Annotated in this window: 20 protein-coding genes; all 20 read left to right on the plus strand. The window is 42.0% G+C overall.

Annotated elements, in window-relative coordinates; translation table 11 throughout:
- Positions 1 to 47 precede the first annotated feature (47 nt).
- The 20 genes from PBF_RS07300 to hslV all read left to right on the plus strand — a co-directional run bounded on the left by PBF_RS07300 (position 48) and on the right by hslV (position 18,667).
- A complete protein-coding gene (locus PBF_RS07300) occupies positions 48 to 380 on the plus strand; it encodes a putative DNA-binding protein (RefSeq protein ID WP_035328918.1) in 333 nt (110 codons plus the stop codon).
- Positions 381 to 392: 12 nt separating this feature from the next.
- On the plus strand, positions 393 to 1,745 hold the full coding sequence (gene ffh, locus PBF_RS07305) for a signal recognition particle protein (protein ID WP_035328920.1): 1,353 nt from the start codon (positions 393 to 395) through the stop codon (positions 1,743 to 1,745).
- 110 nt (positions 1,746 to 1,855) lie between these two features.
- Positions 1,856 to 2,128, plus strand: a complete 273-nt coding sequence (rpsP, locus tag PBF_RS07310) for a 30S ribosomal protein S16 (RefSeq protein ID WP_009330784.1) — start codon at positions 1,856 to 1,858, stop codon at positions 2,126 to 2,128.
- An 11-nt stretch (positions 2,129 to 2,139) separates the two neighbouring features.
- The gene (locus tag PBF_RS07315) at positions 2,140 to 2,370 is read left to right on the plus strand and encodes a KH domain-containing protein (protein ID WP_035328922.1); all 231 of its coding nucleotides are present in this window, start codon (positions 2,140 to 2,142) and stop codon (positions 2,368 to 2,370) included.
- Between the two features lie 152 nt (positions 2,371 to 2,522).
- Positions 2,523 to 2,909 (plus strand): YlqD family protein, encoded by a 387-nt coding sequence (locus tag PBF_RS07320; protein WP_035328924.1) that lies wholly within the window; start codon positions 2,523 to 2,525, stop codon positions 2,907 to 2,909.
- Between the two features lie 12 nt (positions 2,910 to 2,921).
- Positions 2,922 to 3,443, plus strand: coding sequence for a ribosome maturation factor RimM (rimM, locus tag PBF_RS07325; RefSeq protein WP_035328926.1), 522 nt, complete (start codon positions 2,922 to 2,924; stop codon positions 3,441 to 3,443).
- Positions 3,443 to 4,180: a tRNA (guanosine(37)-N1)-methyltransferase TrmD gene (gene trmD, locus PBF_RS07330; protein ID WP_035329117.1), complete on the plus strand. Its 738-nt coding sequence runs from the start codon at positions 3,443 to 3,445 to the stop codon at positions 4,178 to 4,180. The genes rimM and trmD overlap by 1 nt, the downstream gene beginning before the upstream one ends.
- A 135-nt stretch (positions 4,181 to 4,315) precedes the next feature.
- Complete coding sequence (gene rplS / locus PBF_RS07335; protein WP_009330779.1) at positions 4,316 to 4,660, plus strand: 50S ribosomal protein L19; 345 nt, start codon at positions 4,316 to 4,318, stop codon at positions 4,658 to 4,660.
- A 211-nt stretch (positions 4,661 to 4,871) separates the two neighbouring features.
- The gene (gene lepB, locus PBF_RS07340) at positions 4,872 to 5,423 is read left to right on the plus strand and encodes a signal peptidase I (RefSeq protein WP_035328928.1); all 552 of its coding nucleotides are present in this window, start codon (positions 4,872 to 4,874) and stop codon (positions 5,421 to 5,423) included.
- A gap of 42 nt (positions 5,424 to 5,465) precedes the next feature.
- Positions 5,466 to 6,338, plus strand: a complete 873-nt coding sequence (gene ylqF / locus PBF_RS07345) for a ribosome biogenesis GTPase YlqF (protein ID WP_035328930.1) — start codon at positions 5,466 to 5,468, stop codon at positions 6,336 to 6,338.
- Between the two features lie 86 nt (positions 6,339 to 6,424).
- The gene (locus PBF_RS07350; RefSeq protein WP_035328932.1) at positions 6,425 to 7,192 is read left to right on the plus strand and encodes a ribonuclease HII; all 768 of its coding nucleotides are present in this window, start codon (positions 6,425 to 6,427) and stop codon (positions 7,190 to 7,192) included.
- A gap of 248 nt (positions 7,193 to 7,440) precedes the next feature.
- Positions 7,441 to 9,297: a hypothetical protein gene (locus PBF_RS07355; RefSeq protein ID WP_035328934.1), complete on the plus strand. Its 1,857-nt coding sequence runs from the start codon at positions 7,441 to 7,443 to the stop codon at positions 9,295 to 9,297.
- Positions 9,294 to 9,590, plus strand: coding sequence for an EscU/YscU/HrcU family type III secretion system export apparatus switch protein (locus tag PBF_RS07360; protein ID WP_035328936.1), 297 nt, complete (start codon positions 9,294 to 9,296; stop codon positions 9,588 to 9,590). The genes PBF_RS07355 and PBF_RS07360 overlap by 4 nt, the downstream gene beginning before the upstream one ends.
- Before the next feature lie 304 nt (positions 9,591 to 9,894).
- Positions 9,895 to 11,055 (plus strand): ADP-forming succinate--CoA ligase subunit beta, encoded by a 1,161-nt coding sequence (gene sucC, locus PBF_RS07365; protein WP_035328938.1) that lies wholly within the window; start codon positions 9,895 to 9,897, stop codon positions 11,053 to 11,055.
- Positions 11,056 to 11,188: 133 nt separating this feature from the next.
- Complete coding sequence (sucD, locus tag PBF_RS07370) at positions 11,189 to 12,091, plus strand: succinate--CoA ligase subunit alpha (RefSeq protein WP_035328940.1); 903 nt, start codon at positions 11,189 to 11,191, stop codon at positions 12,089 to 12,091.
- Between the two features lie 113 nt (positions 12,092 to 12,204).
- A complete protein-coding gene (dprA, locus tag PBF_RS07375) occupies positions 12,205 to 13,080 on the plus strand; it encodes a DNA-processing protein DprA (RefSeq protein ID WP_035328941.1) in 876 nt (291 codons plus the stop codon).
- Between the two features lie 400 nt (positions 13,081 to 13,480).
- Complete coding sequence (topA, locus tag PBF_RS07380) at positions 13,481 to 15,556, plus strand: type I DNA topoisomerase (RefSeq protein ID WP_035328942.1); 2,076 nt, start codon at positions 13,481 to 13,483, stop codon at positions 15,554 to 15,556.
- 221 nt (positions 15,557 to 15,777) lie between these two features.
- On the plus strand, positions 15,778 to 17,085 hold the full coding sequence (trmFO, locus tag PBF_RS07385) for an FADH(2)-oxidizing methylenetetrahydrofolate--tRNA-(uracil(54)-C(5))-methyltransferase TrmFO (RefSeq protein ID WP_035328943.1): 1,308 nt from the start codon (positions 15,778 to 15,780) through the stop codon (positions 17,083 to 17,085).
- Between the two features lie 64 nt (positions 17,086 to 17,149).
- On the plus strand, positions 17,150 to 18,052 hold the full coding sequence (gene xerC / locus PBF_RS07390) for a tyrosine recombinase XerC (RefSeq protein WP_035328944.1): 903 nt from the start codon (positions 17,150 to 17,152) through the stop codon (positions 18,050 to 18,052).
- A gap of 72 nt (positions 18,053 to 18,124) precedes the next feature.
- Entirely contained in the window at positions 18,125 to 18,667 is a 543-nt protein-coding gene (hslV, locus tag PBF_RS07395; RefSeq protein WP_035328945.1) for an ATP-dependent protease subunit HslV, read from the plus strand.
- Positions 18,668 to 18,681: the final 14 nt, after the last annotated feature.

Here is an 18,681-nt window from a genome sequence, read left to right on the forward strand (position 1 = left end):
GTAAACTTACTTTGTAAAGGCTTTTCACTTAACAAGGGGGAATAGGGATGCTCGAAAAGACAACGAGGATGAACTACCTTTATGATTTCTACCAATCGTTGTTAACTCCTAAGCAGAGAAGCTATATGTCCCTTTACTACCTGGATGATTTTTCGCTTGGAGAGATTGCAGAGGAATATGATGTTAGCCGGCAAGCGGTTTATGACAACATTAAGAGAACAGAAGCAATGCTTGAAGAGTATGAAGAAAAGCTACTATTATTTCATAAATTTCAAGAGCGCAGCAAGCTGATTGCAGAAATTAAAGAAATGCTTCAGGAAGGCTCCCCTTCCCGTGAGGCATTGGAAGAAGCAGTGGCAGAGCTTGAGAAATTAGATTAGGAGGCGGCATATATGGCATTTGAAGGATTGGCCGACCGACTGCAAAATACAATTCAGAAGATCCGCGGAAAAGGCAAAATCAATGAAGCGGATGTAAAAGAAATGATGCGTGAAGTCCGACTCGCCCTTTTGGAAGCGGATGTTAACTTCAAAGTTGTCAAGGAGTTCGTCAAAAAAGTCAGTGAACGCGCTGTCGGGCAGGAAGTATTAAAGAGCCTGACGCCGGGACAGCAGGTAATAAAGGTTGTTAAAGAAGAATTAACGGAGCTGATGGGCGGAGAGCAGAGCAAAATTGCTGTTTCCAATCGCCCGCCGACAGTCATTATGATGGTCGGTCTTCAGGGTGCCGGTAAAACGACTACAACCGGAAAACTTGCGAACCTGCTCCGCAAAAAGTATAACCGCAATCCGATGCTGGTTGCTGCAGACATTTACCGCCCTGCGGCGATTAAACAGCTCGAAACGCTTGGCAAACAGCTGAATATGCCTGTCTTCTCCCTTGGCGATCAAGTCAGTCCTGTCGAAATTGCAAAACAGGCAATCGCAAAGGCAAAAGAGGACCATAATGATTATGTTCTAATCGATACAGCAGGAAGACTGCATGTGGATGAAGCTTTAATGGATGAGCTAAAGCAAATCAAAGAGCTTTCCAATCCAGATGAAATTTTCCTTGTTGTAGATGCCATGACTGGTCAAGATGCGGTTAACGTAGCACAAAGCTTCAATGACCTGCTGGGTCTTACAGGAGTAGTCCTGACAAAGCTGGATGGCGATACCCGAGGCGGTGCGGCTCTATCCATTAGATCCGTTACAAACACGCCGATTAAATTCGTCGGTCTTGGTGAAAAGCTTGATGCCCTTGAAGCATTCCACCCAGAACGGATGGCATCCCGTATTTTAGGTATGGGGGATGTCTTATCCCTAATTGAAAAAGCACAGGCCAATGTGGATGAAGAAAAGGCAAAAGAGCTTGAGCAGAAGATGCGCACTGCTTCTTTCACATTTGATGACTTTTTGGATCAGCTTGGTCAGGTCCGCCAAATGGGACCTCTTGATGAGCTTCTGAAAATGATGCCTGGCGCCAACAAAATCAAAGGCTTGAATAATATGCAAATCGATGAGAAGCAAATCACTCACGTGGAAGCCATTATTAAGTCGATGACTAAGGAAGAGAAAACTCATCCGGAAATCATCAATTCAAGCCGCCGCAAACGGATTGCCAAGGGAAGCGGAAGAACCGTTCCTGAAGTAAACCGTCTGCTGAAGCAATTTGAAGACATGAAAAAGATGATGAAGCAAATGGCTGGCATGCAGCAAAAAGGCAAGAAAAAAGGCGGATTCAAGCTTCCTTTTAACCCTTTTTAAGCCGCTATTTAAGCTTTTCATAACATGTAAAGAAAAAAACCTTTACAAACTAATTAACTATCTGATATTATACTATCTTGTGTGAAACTATTCGGAGGTGCTTATTTAAAATGGCAGTAAAAATTCGTTTAAAGCGTATGGGTGCTCATAAAAACCCTTTCTATCGTATCGTTGTAGCTGATTCTCGTTCTCCTCGTGACGGACGTTTCATTGAAACAGTAGGAACTTACAATCCGGTTGCTCAACCAGCGATCGTTGAAATCAATGAAGAGTTGGCTCTTAAATGGCTTCAGACAGGTGCTAAGCCATCTGATACAGTACGTAACCTTTTCTCTAAGCAAGGCATTATGGAAAAATTCCATAACGCTAAAAACGGTAAGTAATTCATTATAAGATGAAAGAGCTTATCGAAACGATTGTTAAGCCCCTTGTTGATTTTCCGGAAGATGTTCAAGTGAATGTCCATGAAGAGGATCAGCGCGTAACCTATCAGCTTTCTGTCAACAGGAATGACATGGGGAAAGTAATTGGGAAGCAAGGGCGCGTTGCGAAAGCAATACGGACCGTTGTTTACGCAGCAGGTTCATCAGAACAAAAGAAGATCTTTTTAGAGATCATCGAATAATTATCCTGCAATGAGCAGGATGCAGCCAAAAAAGGAGGGGTTTCCCCTCCTTTTTTTACAATCTAAAAAATAAACATCGCCAACTATGAATGTGACAGCAGTGTCAGTAACGCCGTTTTTTCATTCGGATTATGATTTGGGAGGCGCTGTACATGAACATTATCCAAACGGTTACAGTTAAGCAGGTGCTGACAGAGAACAGCAAGAAAGAACTGCTGGAAGGCTATGCGGCCAAAAAAAAGCAGCTGCAGAAAGAAAGTGATCAGCTGAGGTTTGAACTGAAAAAACAGGAAAAAACCAAAAAACTGCATCCGGCCAGTCTGAAGCAGCACTTTGAAAAAGAAATTCAACTGAGGCAGGAAAAAGTCCAGCTGCTGGATTTTCAAATAGAACAATTACATATGCTACCATTAGGTAGTGAATTAAAAGAAAAAGAAGTCCAGGCGATTATCGAGGTTCAAAAGGGTACCGCCTGGGAAGACATAGAAAAAGGGAAAACAATCATCATAAGAGATGGAATTGTTGATGAAATACGCTAGAGGTGATAGTGGATGCAGAAATGGTTTAACGTTGGAAAAATTGTGAACACCCATGGCATTAAAGGGGAAGCGAGAGTCATTTCAAAAACAGACTTTGCTGAAGACAGGTATAAGCCGGGAAATAAACTTTATTTGTTCATGCCTGACACAAAAGGTGATCCCATTGAACTGACAGTGAAATCACACCGCACTCATAAATCATTTGATCTTCTTACTTTTGAAGGCTACGAGAACATCAATCAGATTGAAAAAATGAAGGGCGGCATTCTGAAAATTTCAGAAGAACAGCTTGGCGATCTCGAAGAGGATGAATTTTACTACCATGAAATCATAGGCTGTACGGTTGAAACACTTGATGGAGAAGAAGTAGGCAAAATCAAAGAAATTCTTTCTCCCGGAGCGAATGATGTGTGGGTAATTAAAGCAAAAGGCGGCAAGGAAATTCTAATCCCGTATATTGAAGATGTTGTTAAAGAAGTTAATGTGGAAGATAAACTTGTGAAAATTAATGCGATTGAAGGATTGCTTTCATGATGAATATTGATGTGCTCACGCTGTTTCCTGAAATGTTTGAAGGGGTCTTTGGGCATTCCATATTAAAAAAAGCCGCAGAAAATGAAGCGGTAACGTACAATGTGGTCAACTTTAGGGAGTATGCCGACAATAAGCACAAAACCGTTGATGACTACCCATATGGCGGTGGAGCAGGGATGGTTTTAAAACCGCAGCCGATTTTTGATGCGGTTGAGGATCTTCGCAGTAAAAGCGGTGCGTCTCCAAGGGTTATCCTGCTGTGCCCCCAAGGGGAACGCTATACGCAAAAAAAAGCCGAAGAACTGGCAGAAGCAGATCACCTGATTTTTGTATGCGGCCATTACGAGGGGTATGATGAAAGAATACGTGAACATGTTGTGACAGATGAAATTTCAATTGGTGATTTTGTGCTGACTGGCGGAGAGCTTGGAGCGATGGTCGTAATCGACAGTGTCGTCCGATTGCTGCCCGGTGTATTAGGCAACCAGGAATCTCATATGAAAGATTCTTTTAGCACAGGGTTTCTTGAACATCCTCATTATACGCGTCCTGCCGACTTCAGAGGCATTAAAGTGCCTGATGTTCTCATGTCAGGCAATCACCGCCTTGTCGAAGAATGGAGAGCCAAAGAATCCTTGAGAAGAACTTATTTAAGACGGCCTGATCTTCTTGAAGATGCAGAATTAACAAGTGAACAGCAAAAATGGTTAAATGAAATAAAAAAAGAAGATAATTAACATTGAAGTTGTCGTCCAAATATGATATGATACTTTTTGTGACTTAGGCTGAACTTGTTCAGTTTACGTCTGATAAAGATGTTCCGCTGCAAACATAGGTTGTGCAAGAGCGTCTGTTGAGAGGAGTTGAAAACGATGCAAAAGTTAATTGAAGAAATCACAAAAGAACAGCTTCGTACTGACCTTCCGTCTTTCCGTCCTGGTGATACTGTACGTGTACACGTAAGTATTGTTGAGGGAACTCGTGAGCGTGTTCAGGTATACGAAGGTGTTGTGATTAAGCGTCGTGGTGGTGGAATCAGCGAAACTTTCACAGTTCGTAAGATTTCTTACGGTGTAGGCGTTGAGCGTACATTCCCTGTGCACACACCTAAGATTGCGAAGCTTGAAGTTATCCGCCGCGGTAAAGTACGCCGTGCGAAACTTTACTACCTGCGTAACCTTCGCGGTAAAAAAGCTCGTATCAAAGAAATTCGATAATAAAGAAAAGAAGGAGCTTGATATTCAAGCTCCTTTTTCTTTCATGAAGCAGAATGCAAATAATATTACATAAATGTTAAATAATATATAAATGAGATTCCCATCGTGTTTATTAAGATGAATTTTTGTACAATAAACAATAGAAATCACTTACTGCGGTACATGCAGGGATATAAGCATAATTTTTGACGGAAGAATGGTGGGGAAGGCTATGGCAAAAAAGAAAAATGAATTGTGGGAATGGACAAAAGCTCTTGTAATCGCAGTCCTGTTAGCGGCAGTCATCAGATATTTTTTATTTGCGCCGATTGTGGTTGACGGCTTATCCATGATGCCAACATTGCATGATCAGGATCGAATGATTGTTAATAAGTTCAGCTATAAGATTGGAGAGCCGGAGCGCTTCGATATCATTGTATTCCATGCACCGGAAAACAAAGATTACATCAAAAGAGTAATAGGTCTTCCAGGAGATAAGATTGAATATAAAGATGATACTCTTTATGTAAATGGAAAAGCTTATGAAGAGCCATACCTTGATGAATATAAGAAGCAGGTAATTGACGGTCCGCTGACGGAGCCGTTTACTTTAAAAGAAAAGATAGGACAGGAAACAGTGCCAGAAGGCCACTTGTTTGTAATGGGAGACAACCGCCGCTTCAGCAAGGACAGCCGTCACATTGGCCCTGTTGCTATGGAAGAAGTCCTTGGAGATGCCGGGGTAATATATTGGCCTATAGAGGACATTCGAATCGTTGATTGATTCTTCCTATTGTAAATACATATTGGATGGAGGTGGCCAGCTGTGACGATACAGTGGTTTCCCGGCCATATGGCGAAAGCCCGCAGGCAGGTTACAGAAAAATTAAAACTGGTTGATATCATCTTTGAGCTCGTTGATGCAAGAATTCCTTATTCATCACGAAACCCGATGATTGATGAAATTATTCAGCATAAACCCCGGCTTGTTTTGTTGAATAAAGCTGACATGGCTGATAAAGAAGCGACGAAGAAGTGGATCAGACATTTTGAAAATAAGGGCATAAGGGCACTTGCAATAAACTCACAGGCTGGACAAGGAATGAAAGAAATTGTCTCTGCATCTCAGGAAATTCTTCAGGAGAAGTTTGATCGAATGAGAGCGAAAGGTGTCAAGCCAAGGGCAATCCGGGCAATGATTGTCGGTATTCCAAACGCCGGAAAATCCACTCTTATCAATCGCCTGGCCAAAAAGAATATTGCAAAGACAGGAAATACTCCAGGCGTTACGAAAGCCCAGCAGTGGATAAAGGTAGGGAAAGAGCTGGAGCTGCTCGATACCCCGGGAATATTATGGCCAAAATTTGAAGATCAGGAAGTAGGTCTTAAGCTGGCTCTGACAGGAGCGATCAAGGATACTATCTTAAATCTCCAGGATGTTGCAGTATATGCCTTGCGCTTTCTCGGCGACAGATATCCGGATCGTCTGAATGACCGCTACCAGATCGAAGAAATCCCGGAAGATATCGTTGAAGTCTTTGATAAAATCGGCAGGCTGCGCGGCTGCCTGATGGGCGGCGGCGAAATTGATTATGATAAGGTAACTGAGCTGGTAATCAGAGAATTCCGTTCTGAAAAAATGGGGCCAATTACACTGGAGCTGCCGGAAGAAATGGCAGTGCGGAATGAAGCTGAATAATTTTAATGAAGACCTTCTGTTCGCAGAAGGCCTTTATTTTTTGGCAGAAATGCCGATACATAGATTAGAATGAGAAGGTGAAAAACATGGCAAGGTTAACCATTCGCCAAATAGAAGAAAAGATGAAAACAATTGAGTTAGAGGATGATCCGTTCCTTCAATCAATCAAACAGGATGACAGAAAAGGCGTGCAGCAGCTTTTGGCAAAATGGCATTCACGTCAGCTGTTACAAAAGAAAATATATGAGAAGCATAAAGAAATGACCAGGTATGAATGTCAGTACAGAAGTCAGGGTTTTCAATTAATTGCCGGAATAGATGAAGTCGGCAGAGGGCCGCTTGCGGGGCCGGTGGTAGCTGCAGCAGTTATTTTGCCTGAAAACTTTTATCTGCCGGGATTAGATGATTCAAAAAAAGTGTCCGAACAAAAAAGAGCAGAATATTTTGAAATCATTAACACTGAGGCCGAGGCGATCAGCGTAGGGATCATCGAGCCAGAGGAAATCGACCGCATCAATATTTTTGAAGCGACAAAAAAGGCAATGCTGTCAGCGATTGAAGGCCTGAATCCAAAACCGGACTTCCTGCTTGTAGATGCCGTAAAACTTTTAACACCTTATCCAATGGAAGCAATCATTAAGGGAGATGGCAAAAGCGTAACGATTGCAGCAGCCTCGATCATAGCCAAGGTTACAAGAGACAGAATGATGGCTGAAATAGGCAAAGAGTATCCACAGTATGGATTCGGGAAAAATATGGGCTATGGGACTAAGGAGCATCTTGAAGCGATAACACTTCATGGAATTACGCCTTATCACCGGAAAAGCTTTGCGCCAATAAAAGATTCTTATTGAAAGGCTGTTTTCGCAAGGTTTGTTGCTTTTTGTATTTTATTTACTGAGTTGATTGTAGCGGAAGGTGCGAGACTCCAGAGGGAGTAGCGGGAGAGGTGAGACCCGCAGGCGCGCAGCGTCGAGGAGGCTTAACACACGCTCCTCGGAAAACGGGAAGCCTGGAGCGAAAATCAACGGAAAACATTGGTAGGCGATAACAACATTTAATACGAAAAGATCCTATTAAAAATAGAATAGAAGGTGAAGGTATGAAGCCGTCTGAATTAATTCAAAAAATCATAAGGCATGACCAGAGCAATGCAGGAAATACGGCTGCATTCAGGCCAGGGCAAATTGTCAGCGGAAAAGTGGCAAAGCTATTTCCGAATCAGACGGCAGAGGTGCAGATCGGTTCACATAAAGTGATTGCGCAGCTAGAAACCCCTTTGTCAGCGGACAATAGATATTGGTTCAGGGTCGAGCCGGGTGAAGGACTGCTGCGGTTAAGAGTAATGGAATCTGTAAAAGGACAAAGTAAAGGAGCTCCGGCTGAAAGCCTTTTAAGTCAACTGGGAATGCAGTTGTCCCGGGAAAATAAAATGCTCATTCAATATTTTCTTAAGGAGCAGCTTCCGATTACTGGTGAAACATTAAGAATGGCATCGGAATGGATCTATGATAGCAAATCTGCTGCTGAAAGCCTGAAGACTGTAAAAGAGCTGATAATAAGGCAACTTCCCTTTACGAAGGATGTTTATTCAGCGCTATCCTCAGTCTTAAACGGGGACTCTCTTTCTTCCCTTATGGGAGAATTGCAGGATGAGTTAAAGGGAGCCGATTTATCATCCAAAGGGCAGCAAATATACTCCCTGCTGGGGAACCTGACAAAGACTTCAAGGGACAAACTGGGCCAGCAGGCAGTAGTCAGACTGTTTTCAGAGTGGCTGAATGCTAAAGATCAGGCAGGTTCCCGTACAGCTTTCCAGCTCCTGAAGGCAGTGGGGATGTTTCCGGGTGAAGCTGCCGAGGGTGCTGCCATAAAACAGCTTATTGAGGACGGCGTTCAAAATAAACCGATTATTCAGTCACTGACTGAACTTCTCAAAACAAACGAAACAGGGAACAGGCAGGAATTTATATTGAATTTGGCCAAACTCAATGGTGTTATTGCACAAAGGTCTGAAAGCAGCGGCCAGGCTCAAGCTCTACAAACCTTACTCAATGAATTTCGAAATGGCAGGATATCTTTTCCTGCAGAAAAAAATTTACTTAACACCTTTTTCAAATCGGCTCTATCTCTTACAATAAATGATGATTTAGAACATTTAATAGGTGGAGACAAGTTCAGGCAGGCTGCTGTTCAGGCGGGAAGAATATTGGACGGTGAAAAACCATCCGCGGGAGCTGCTCTCAACCCTCAGCAAAGCACAATGCTGGAAGAACTGAAAAATAGCATGCGTCCAGAATCTTATTTCCCATATGACCAGCGTAATATACATAGTGAGTTAAAGAGAATAATCACAACATTGGGGTTTTCTCATGAACATGACGTTCTAAAGTTATTAAAACAGTATGATGATGAAGCCGCCAAAAATCTGGACACCCTCAAACCGCTCCTGATGGGCTTCTTAACGGAAGAACCTGCACATGCAGCTAAAGATGCAGCGGAACGGCTTCTGCATAAAATAACCGGCTTTCAGGCTCTCTCGCAGGAATCCGGACCATTGCAGCACTACATCTTTCAGCTGCCGGTTTCTTTATGGGGAAAGATCTCCGAGTTGACAATGCAGTGGAGCGGGAGAAGAACAGAAGGCGGAAACATTGATCCGAGCCATTGCCGGGTTATCTTTTATTTGGATCTGGAGCATCTGAATGAAACGATTATCGACCTGCAGGTCCAAAACAGAATCATCAACATTTCAGTTATTAATGAGCACAGCCAGCTAAAGGAGTTAACAGCTCCATTTGCAGCTGAACTAAAATCAAATTTATTAAAATTAAATTATAAGCTGTCCTCGGTTTCCTTTCAGAAGCCTGAGCCTGCAGGAGATTCACTTTTAGCAAAAGAAACAATGACATCGATTGTACAGGCAAATCAATTCAGCGGAGTAGACATAAGAATATGAAAAAAGAGCGTGTTGCACAAAGAAAAGAAGCGGTAGCATTAACATATGACCCTGAGAGTCATGGGGCACCAAAGATATCTGCAAAAGGGAAGGGCCTGACAGCTGAAAATATCCTTGCAAAGGCTAAGGAACATGGTATTCCGGTTCAGGAGGATCCTGCCCTTGTTGAGCTTCTTGGCAAGCTTAATATCAATGAAGGAATTCCAGAAGAACTTTATCAGGCTGTTGCTGAGGTATTCGCTTTCATCTACAGGGCTGATCAGGAAGCTGGAAAGAGGGAAAATAGTAAATAATCTATTCTGGTAAACCAATATGTTTCTCTCACAATAATCTTTTCGCGCAGAAATGAGCGGGTTTATACTTAAATCAAATAGAATCGAAAGCTGTCGAAAGGCAGTTTTTCTTTATTTTAATAAAATATTTTTTCGATAAAATCAGGTTCAAACCCTCTATAATGACAGGGTTTGTGTACTATCTAATATTTATAATTTTTAAAGAAATATAATATTTTAGAGTAAATGGTAGACAAGGGTTGTGTCATTTAATAAAATGAAAGCGCAGTCTATTTTTTTGAAGAGTTAGATAGGAGGATGGGAAATGAATATACATGAGTATCAAGGTAAAGAAGTCCTCAGACAATACGGGGTAGCCGTTCCGAACGGAAAAGTGGCATTTACAGTAGAAGAAGCTGTCGAAGCTGCAAAAGAACTTGGCACTGAGGTTTGTGTGGTTAAAGCGCAAATCCACGCAGGAGGACGCGGCAAAGCTGGCGGTGTAAAAGTTGCCAAAAATCTTGACGAAGTTCGTACATATGCAGGTGAGATCTTAGGAAAAACACTTGTTACACATCAAACAGGCCCGGAAGGCAAGGAAGTAAAGCGTTTACTGATTGAAGAGGGCTGTGACATTAAGAAGGAATATTATGTGGGACTTGTACTGGACCGCGCCACATCCCGCGTGGTGTTAATGGCATCAGAAGAGGGCGGCACAGAAATCGAAGAAGTGGCTGAACAAACGCCAGAAAAAATCTTCAAGGAAGAAATCGATCCTGTTCTTGGTTTAACAGCATTCCAGGCCCGCAGAATTGCTTTTAATATCAATATTCCATCAAAGCTTGTCGGACAAGCTGTTAAATTCATGATGGGCTTATACAGAGCTTATATTGAAAAGGATTGCTCTATTGCTGAAATCAATCCATTAGTTGTAACTGGCGACGGCAAGGTTATGGCACTGGATGCTAAGCTGAACTTTGATGCAAATGCCCTTTACCGTCAAAAAGACATTATGGATCTTCGTGACCTTGAAGAAGAGGATGCAAAGGAAATCGAAGCATCAAAATATGACCTGAGCTATATTTCCCTTGATGGAAACATCGGCTGCATGGTTAACGGTGCAGGTTTAGCGATGGCAACTATGGATATCGTTAAGCATTATGGCGGAGACCCGGCCAATTTCCTTGATGTTGGGGGCGGAGCGACAGCTGAGAAAGTAACTGAAGCTTTCAAAATCATCCTTTCTGATAAAAACGTAAAAGGTATTTTTGTTAATATCTTCGGCGGAATCATGAAGTGCGACATCATCGCCACTGGTGTAGTGGAAGCAGCGAAGCAAGTAGGCTTGACTGTGCCATTAGTTGTACGTCTGGAAGGCACGAATGTTGAAATGGGCAAGAAGATTCTTGCAGAATCCGATATCGATATCATCGCAGCTGAATCCATGGCTGACGGCGCACAAAAAATCGTTTCTTTAGTAGGGTAAGAATCAAAAATGAGCGGCCGTTCAGTATTAAAGGCATTCAGCGGAATCCGATCGTCAGTTTTTGCATGAAGATTTTCTGCTTATAACCTTTGAGCGCAGGATGGCACTCTTTAGACCAGAAAGGAGAATTAACGTGAGCGTATTTATTAATAAAGATACTAAAGTTATAGTTCAAGGGATTACTGGTTCAACAGCCCTCTTCCATACAAAGCAAATGCTTGAATACGGAACGCAAATTGTCGGCGGTGTAACTCCGGGTAAAGGCGGTACTGAAGTAGAGGGTGTTCCTGTCTTCAATACAGTGGAGGAAGCAGTTAAGGCGACAGGTGCCAATGCCTCTGTTATCTATGTTCCCGCTCCATTTGCTGCAGATGCTATTCTTGAGGCTGTAGATGCAGAATTGGATCTTGCAATTTGTATTACTGAGCATATTCCTGTATTGGATATGGTTAAAGTTAAACGTTATATGGAAGGCAAGAAGACCCGCCTTGTAGGTCCTAACTGCCCGGGTGTTATCACTCCTGAAGAGTGTAAGATCGGCATAATGCCTGGTTACATCCATACTAAAGGCCATGTTGGAGTTGTTTCCCGTTCCGGTACATTGACTTATGAAGCTGTACATCAGCTGACTCAGGAAGGAATAGGCCAATCTACTGCTGTTGGAATCGGAGGAGATCCGGTTAACGGAACAAACTTCATTGATGTATTAAAAGCATTCAATGAAGACCCGGAAACTTATGCTGTCATCATGATTGGTGAAATCGGCGGAACTGCTGAAGAAGAAGCTGCAGAATGGGTTAAAGAGAACATGACTAAGCCTGTTGTAGGCTTCATCGGCGGACGCACTGCACCTCCAGGAAAGCGTATGGGCCATGCCGGCGCAATTATTTCAGGAGGCAAAGGAACAGCTGATGAAAAAATCCGTGTAATGAATGAATGCGGTATTCAGGTAGCTGACACTCCATCCGTAATGGGTGAAACACTAATTAAGGTTCTGAAAGAAAAAGGCCTTTATGACCAGTGTAAAACACATTAATCTTTTCAAATAACTTAAGAATAGTCCCTCTAAAAGAGGGACTATTTCTGCATAGCTAAATCCGGTTATCCCCCACATACCCCGTCTTTTCAAAAACATTTCAGGAGGCTCCCATGAATGATTTTAATATGAGGCTCACCCATCTCCATCACTGCAGAGGAATGAGCTGGAAGATGATTTATTACATTCTAAAGAAAGATCCCGAATTGAAATCTCTGTATAATGATGCGCCCCGCCGAATAGTGCCCCAGGCTATAACCACTCAGGAAACTCTTTCCAATGCACTCCAGGATCTGCAATCTGATCGAATCCAGGAACAAATTCGCCAATACTCACCAAATGGCATTAAAGCCATCACAATTTTTGATGAGGAATATCCAATTCTATTAAAAGAAACATACCAGCCGCCTTGGGTTTTATATGCCAGTGGTGATACCAGTCTTTTGAATAGCGGGGTTCATCTGGCAGTTGTTGGTTCCAGACAGGCAACAGAGTATGGCGAAAAAGCCATTCAGTCTATTTTTCCCAAGCTTATTGAACAGGGGGTTATTATTGTAAGCGGTCTGGCTGCCGGCATCGATGCCATTGCGCATAAGGAGGCAATAAAAAATAAAGGAAAAACAATCGGTGTCATAGCCGGTGGCCTGTTTCATATTTATCCACACGCAAACCAGAAGCTTGCTTATGAAATGATGAAAAATCATCTGGTTATATCTGAATATCCGCCTGACACAAGGCCTTCAAGGTGGCAGTTTCCAATGAGAAACCGAATCATAAGCGGCATAAGCCGAGGGACACTGATAATCCAGGCGAAAAGCAAAAGCGGCTCTCTTATTACTGCTAATTATGCTGTGCAAGAAGGAAGAGAAGTGTTTGCAGTGCCAGGGAATATTTTTAGCCCATTCTCAGGCGGAACGAATGAATTAATTCAGCAAGGCGCCAAACTTGTTAAGTCTGCTGAAGAAATCTTAGAGGAGTTCCCTTACTGATCAGGTCAAATGAAAAAGGAGCCTTGATATAGATTAACGGCTCCTTCTCTTACATCACTCATATTAAATTTGTTTATTTAAAGGATTTTTTACAAAAAGGTTGAAATTCTATTAAAACTGTTATACATTTTGCAACAGGTATTAAGGAAAGTAAGAGAATGCTTATTTTGTTAATTTAGGATTTTTTCTTGGAAACGATTGCGGAAATACTCCGATTAAGTTTGACAAACTTGAATAGAATGTAGAATAATAATGAATATTTCAATACACATGCAGTAGATAAGGCTGTTTTATTGGTAATAAATAAGAAATACAGGCAAGTTTGGCAGGTGAAAAATACCGCATTTCAAAAAGATTTTTGCCTGAATGCTTTAAAATTCCCTCTCAAGGAGGACTATTGATGTCAGAGTTTCTTGTTATCGTTGAGTCACCTGCAAAGGCAAAAACGATTGAGCGTTATTTAGGAAAAAAATATAAAGTTAAAGCTTCCATGGGACATGTCAGGGATCTTCCCAAAAGCCAAATGGGCATAGATGTGGAAAATAATTTTGAACCCAAATACATAACGATTCGCGGAAAGGGCCCTGTTTTAAAGGAGCTAAAGACAGCGGCCAAAAAAGCTAAGAAAATTTATCTCGCAGCTGACCCCGACAGAGAAGGGGAAGCTATTGCCTGGCATTTGGCACATAGCCTGGATATGGATATCAAGTCGGATTGCCGTGTTGTTTTTAATGAAATTACGAAGGATGCCATTAAAGAATCCTTCAAGCATCCAAGGCCAATAAACATGGATCTTGTTGATGCACAACAGGCAAGAAGGATGCTGGACAGACTGGTCGGCTATAATATCAGCCCTTTATTATGGAAGAAAGTGAAAAAAGGATTAAGTGCAGGGAGAGTACAGTCTGTTGCAGTCAGGTTGATCATCGACCGTGAAAAGGAAATTAAAGACTTTATACCTGAAGAGTACTGGTCCATTGACGGAGAGTTCCTTAAAGGAAAAACAGCCTTCGATGCATCATTTTACGGATTTAAGAATGAAAAAGTGGAATTGAAGTCGGAAAGCGAAGTACAAAATATATTAAGTAAAATGAAGGGTAATAAATTCAAGGTGGAATCGGTTACCAAGAAGGAAAGAAAGCGGAATCCTGCAGCCCCTTTTACTACGTCATCCCTTCAGCAGGAAGCTGCAAGAAAATTAAATTTCCGTGCCAAGAAAACAATGATGCTTGCACAGCAGCTTTATGAAGGAATTGAACTGGGCAAGGAAGGAACTGTCGGTTTAATTACTTATATGAGAACAGACTCAACACGTATATCCGAAATTGCGCAAAGTGAAGCTGCCGACTATATTCAAAACTCCTACGGGAAAGAGTTCCTGCAGGGTGAAAAGAAAAAAGAAAAGAAAAACAGCAATGCCCAGGATGCCCATGAGGCCATCCGCCCGACAAGCACATTAAGGTCCCCTGCAAGTTTAAAAGAATACTTGTCGCGTGATCAGCTTAGATTATACAGGCTTATCTGGGAACGCTTTGTTGCGAGCCAAATGGCACCAGCGGTTATGGACACCATGAGTGTCGATCTGAAAAATGGTGAAGTGATCTTCAGGGCAACAGGCTCTAAAGTGAAATTTCCTGGATTCATGAAAGTGTATGTCGAAGGCACCGATGATCAGTCGGAGGAAAAAGATAATATGCTCCCTGATCTGAAAGAAGGGGATGAAGTCCTTAAAAAAGACATCGAACCTAAACAGCACTTCACACAGCCTCCTCCAAGGTATACTGAGGCAAGACTGGTGAAAACACTTGAAGAACAGGGCATTGGGCGGCCATCCACTTTTGCTCCGACTCTTGATACAATTCAAAAACGGGGCTACGTTGCTCTGGACAATAAACGTTTTATTCCGACCGAACTGGGTGAAATCGTTCTTGAATTAATCATGGAATTCTTCCCTGAAATCCTTGATATAGAGTTTACCGCAAAGATGGAAAAAGACCTTGACTATGTAGAAGAGGGCAAAGTCAACTGGGTACAGATTATAGATGATTTCTATATAGATTTTGAAAAGAATCTTAAAATAGCGGAAAAGGAAATGCAGGAAGTAGAAATTAAGGATGAACCTGCCGGTGAGGATTGTGAACAATGCGGAAATCCTATGGTGTTCAAGATGGGACGCTATGGCAAATTCATGGCCTGCAGCAATTTCCCTGACTGCCGCAATACTAAACCGATTGTCAAGGACATAGGTGTGAAATGTCCAAAGTGCAAAGAAGGAAATATAATTGAAAGAAAAAGCAAAAAACGCCGGATCTTCTACGGCTGTGACAGGTTCCCTGAATGTGACTTTATATCTTGGGATAAGCCGCTGCCGAGAAGCTGCCCAAAATGCGATAACCTTCTAGTTGAGAAAAAACTCAAAAAGGGTGTTCAGGTTCAGTGTGTTGAATGCGATTATAAGGAAGAAAAGCAAAGTTAAGGGTGAGCTTAAATGCTCACTCTTTTCTATTGATGGATCAGCATCCAAAATAATTCCAGCCCGGCTTTTTTCAGATGAATTAGTACATGAAACTTTTTTATTTTTAAATCGTACTGTAAAATGGCAAAATGAATAAGAACAGGGTAAAGTAAGAGAGACTGTTCTAAAAATATAAATTATTCATGACATCGTCATCATAAGTATATATGGAGGTTCAATTTATGAAAGATACAGCAGTGAATGTAATTGGCGCAGGTTTGGCAGGCAGTGAGGCCGCTTGGCAGCTTGCCAGCAGGGGAATAAAGGTAAAGCTCTATGAAATGAGGCCGGTTAGGCAGACTCCTGCTCATCACACCGATAAATTTGCAGAACTTGTCTGCAGCAACTCCCTGCGTGCAAATACTTTAACAAATGCAGTCGGGGTATTAAAAGAAGAAATGAGGAAGCTGAATTCTGTTATTATCCATTCAGCTGACAGCAGTGCAGTTCCTGCTGGCGGAGCCTTGGCAGTTGACCGCCATGATTTTGCAGCCCGTGTAACTGAACAAGTCAAAAACCATCCGAATGTAACGGTTTTTAACGAAGAGGTGACAGATATTCCGGAAGGGCCAACTGTTATCGCTACTGGACCGCTCACAAGTGAAGCTTTATCCGCAAAATTAAAAGAGCTTTCCGGTGAAGATTATTTATATTTCTATGATGCGGCTGCTCCAATTATCGAAAAAGATTCAATCGATATGAATAAAGTTTATTTGAAATCACGTTATGATAAGGGTGAAGCGGCTTATCTGAATTGTCCAATGACTGAAGAAGAATTTGACCGCTTTTACGAGGCTCTTACCTCCGCGGAAACAGTTCCTTTAAAGGAATTTGAAAAGGAAATCTTTTTCGAGGGCTGCATGCCAATCGAAGTGATGGCAAACAGGGGGAAGAAAACCATGCTTTTCGGGCCGATGAAGCCTGTAGGTTTAGAAGATCCTAAGACAGGCAAAAGGCCATATGCAGTTGTCCAGCTTCGCCAGGATGATGCTGCAGGAACCCTTTATAATATTGTAGGTTTTCAGACACATTTGAAATGGGGTCCTCAAAAAGAAGTAATCCGCTTGATTCCTGGTCTTGAAAATGCTGAGATAGTAAGATATGGTGTTATGCATAGGAATACATTCATCAATTCCCCAAAAGTCCTTCGTGCAACATATCAGTTCAAGAATAGGGATGATTTATTCTTTGCAGGTCAAATGACCGGAGTTGAAGGGTATGTCGAATCTGCAGCCAGCGGACTTGTTGCAGGCATCAATGCTGCAAAACTCATTATGGGTGAAGATCCAATTGAGTTTCCTCATGAGACAGCGATTGGAAGCATGGCACGTTATATTACTACAGCAAACCCGAAGAGTTTCCAGCCTATGAATGCTAATTTTGGTTTATTCCCTGAACTTCCTGAAAAAATCAGAGGGAAAAAAGAAAGAAATGAAAAACATGCAGAAAGAGCACTGGGAACAATTCAGAACTTTATGAAAAATTTGTAAATTATGTTGCGTTGGGCTGCTGAGTTGTGATACTATTTAGTAGCCCATGCGAGGTGAACATTTAATGTCTGAAAATGTGAACGTTTCTTTAAAATTGTTTATTGAATATTTACAAATCGAGAAAAATTATTCACAATATACTATTGAACATTACCAGCATGATATTAGTGAGTTCTTTATGTTCATGTCTGAACAAGCCATTTCAGATTTAACAAAGGTCGAGTATCAGGATGTCAGGATATTTCTTACTGATCTTTTCGATAGAAAGATGTCACGCAAGTCTGTTGCCAGAAAAATATCAAGCCTAAGGAGCTTTTTTAAATTTTTGCTTAGAGAAGAGATAGTCTCTGAGAATCCTTTCGCACTTGTTTCCATTCCGAAAGCACAGAAAAAGCTGCCGGAATTTTTCTATGAAGAGGAAATGAAACAGCTTTTTGATGCTTGTGAATCAAGTACTCCTCTTGGACAAAGAAATAAAGCCCTTCTTGAATTATTATATGCAACCGGCATCCGCGTAAGTGAGTGCAGTCAAATCCGCTTAAAAGACCTGGATATGCATTTATCAACGGTTCTTGTACGGGGCAAGGGCAGCAAAGAACGGTATGTCCCTTTCGGAAGCTTCGCCCAGGACGCAATTGACACATACATAAATCATGGACGCAAAGAGTTGCTTGCAAATGGAAACTCGCAGGAAAATTTGTTTCTGAATGCCCGGGGCGGTCCTCTTACAGCAAGGGGAATCAGGACTATTCTTGATCGGATCATAGAGAAATCATCCTTAACAGGCACAATACACCCCCATATGCTTCGCCATACATTTGCGACGCATTTAATGGCTAATGGGGCTGATATGAGAACAGTCCAGGAATTGCTCGGACACGCATTTCTATCTTCAACCCAGGTATATACACATGTTACGAATGAATACTTGAAAAAAACTTATATGGCCCATCATCCGCGGGCATAACGGGAAAAAGCCATTAACGAATAGTCTGCAGAAAAAAATCAAAGGCAATATGCTCCAAAGGAGGAGTCTTTCATGTCCGAATTTCATGCAACCACAATATTTGCTGTGCATCACAATGGAGAATGTGCAATGTCCGGCGACGGCCAGGTTACCTTTGGAAATGCAGTTGTAATGAAACACACTGCAAGAAAAGTCAGAAAGCTATTCAACGGGAAGGTGCTTGCTGGATTTGCAGGCTCAGTAGCAGATGCATTTACGTTATTCGAAATGTTTGAAGGAAAGCTTGAAGAGTATAATGGAAACCTTGAGAGAGCAGCTGTAGAGCTTGCAAAAGAATGGAGAAGCGATAAGGTTTTGCGCAAGCTTGAAGCAATGCTTATTGTAATGAATACGGATAGTCTGCTGCTCATCTCCGGTACAGGTGAAGTTATTGAGCCGGATGATGGAATTCTGGCTATTGGATCAGGAGGCAATTATGCTCTTGCAGCCGGACGTTCATTAAAAAGATTTGCAGGCGAACACTTGTCAGCAAAAGAAATTGCCAAGGCCTCACTTGAAATGGCTGCCGAAATATGTGTATATACAAACCACAACATCATTGTGGAAGAACTCTAATAAAAGGAGTGCTG

The organism is Cytobacillus firmus DS1 (assembly GCF_000565285.1).
GTDB classification, from domain to species: Bacteria; Bacillota; Bacilli; order Bacillales; family Cytobacillaceae; genus Cytobacillus; species Cytobacillus firmus_A.

Coding starts and splice junctions, on each gene's coding strand:
- ffh (WP_035328920.1), top strand. CDS start 393: ATGGCATTTGAAGGATTGGCCGACCGACTGCAAAATACAATTCAGAAG.
- rimM (WP_035328926.1), top strand. CDS start 2,922: ATGCAGAAATGGTTTAACGTTGGAAAAATTGTGAACACCCATGGCATT.
- dprA (WP_035328941.1), top strand. CDS start 12,205: ATGAATGATTTTAATATGAGGCTCACCCATCTCCATCACTGCAGAGGA.
- trmFO (WP_035328943.1), top strand. CDS start 15,778: ATGAAAGATACAGCAGTGAATGTAATTGGCGCAGGTTTGGCAGGCAGT.
- lepB (WP_035328928.1), top strand. CDS start 4,872: ATGGCAAAAAAGAAAAATGAATTGTGGGAATGGACAAAAGCTCTTGTA.
- PBF_RS07320 (WP_035328924.1), top strand. CDS start 2,523: ATGAACATTATCCAAACGGTTACAGTTAAGCAGGTGCTGACAGAGAAC.
- rplS (WP_009330779.1), top strand. CDS start 4,316: ATGCAAAAGTTAATTGAAGAAATCACAAAAGAACAGCTTCGTACTGAC.
- PBF_RS07315 (WP_035328922.1), top strand. CDS start 2,140: ATGAAAGAGCTTATCGAAACGATTGTTAAGCCCCTTGTTGATTTTCCG.
- hslV (WP_035328945.1), top strand. CDS start 18,125: ATGTCCGAATTTCATGCAACCACAATATTTGCTGTGCATCACAATGGA.
- topA (WP_035328942.1), top strand. CDS start 13,481: ATGTCAGAGTTTCTTGTTATCGTTGAGTCACCTGCAAAGGCAAAAACG.
- PBF_RS07355 (WP_035328934.1), top strand. CDS start 7,441: ATGAAGCCGTCTGAATTAATTCAAAAAATCATAAGGCATGACCAGAGC.
- rpsP (WP_009330784.1), top strand. CDS start 1,856: ATGGCAGTAAAAATTCGTTTAAAGCGTATGGGTGCTCATAAAAACCCT.
- xerC (WP_035328944.1), top strand. CDS start 17,150: ATGTCTGAAAATGTGAACGTTTCTTTAAAATTGTTTATTGAATATTTA.
- trmD (WP_035329117.1), top strand. CDS start 3,443: ATGAATATTGATGTGCTCACGCTGTTTCCTGAAATGTTTGAAGGGGTC.
- PBF_RS07300 (WP_035328918.1), top strand. CDS start 48: ATGCTCGAAAAGACAACGAGGATGAACTACCTTTATGATTTCTACCAA.
- sucC (WP_035328938.1), top strand. CDS start 9,895: ATGAATATACATGAGTATCAAGGTAAAGAAGTCCTCAGACAATACGGG.
- PBF_RS07350 (WP_035328932.1), top strand. CDS start 6,425: ATGGCAAGGTTAACCATTCGCCAAATAGAAGAAAAGATGAAAACAATT.
- PBF_RS07360 (WP_035328936.1), top strand. CDS start 9,294: ATGAAAAAAGAGCGTGTTGCACAAAGAAAAGAAGCGGTAGCATTAACA.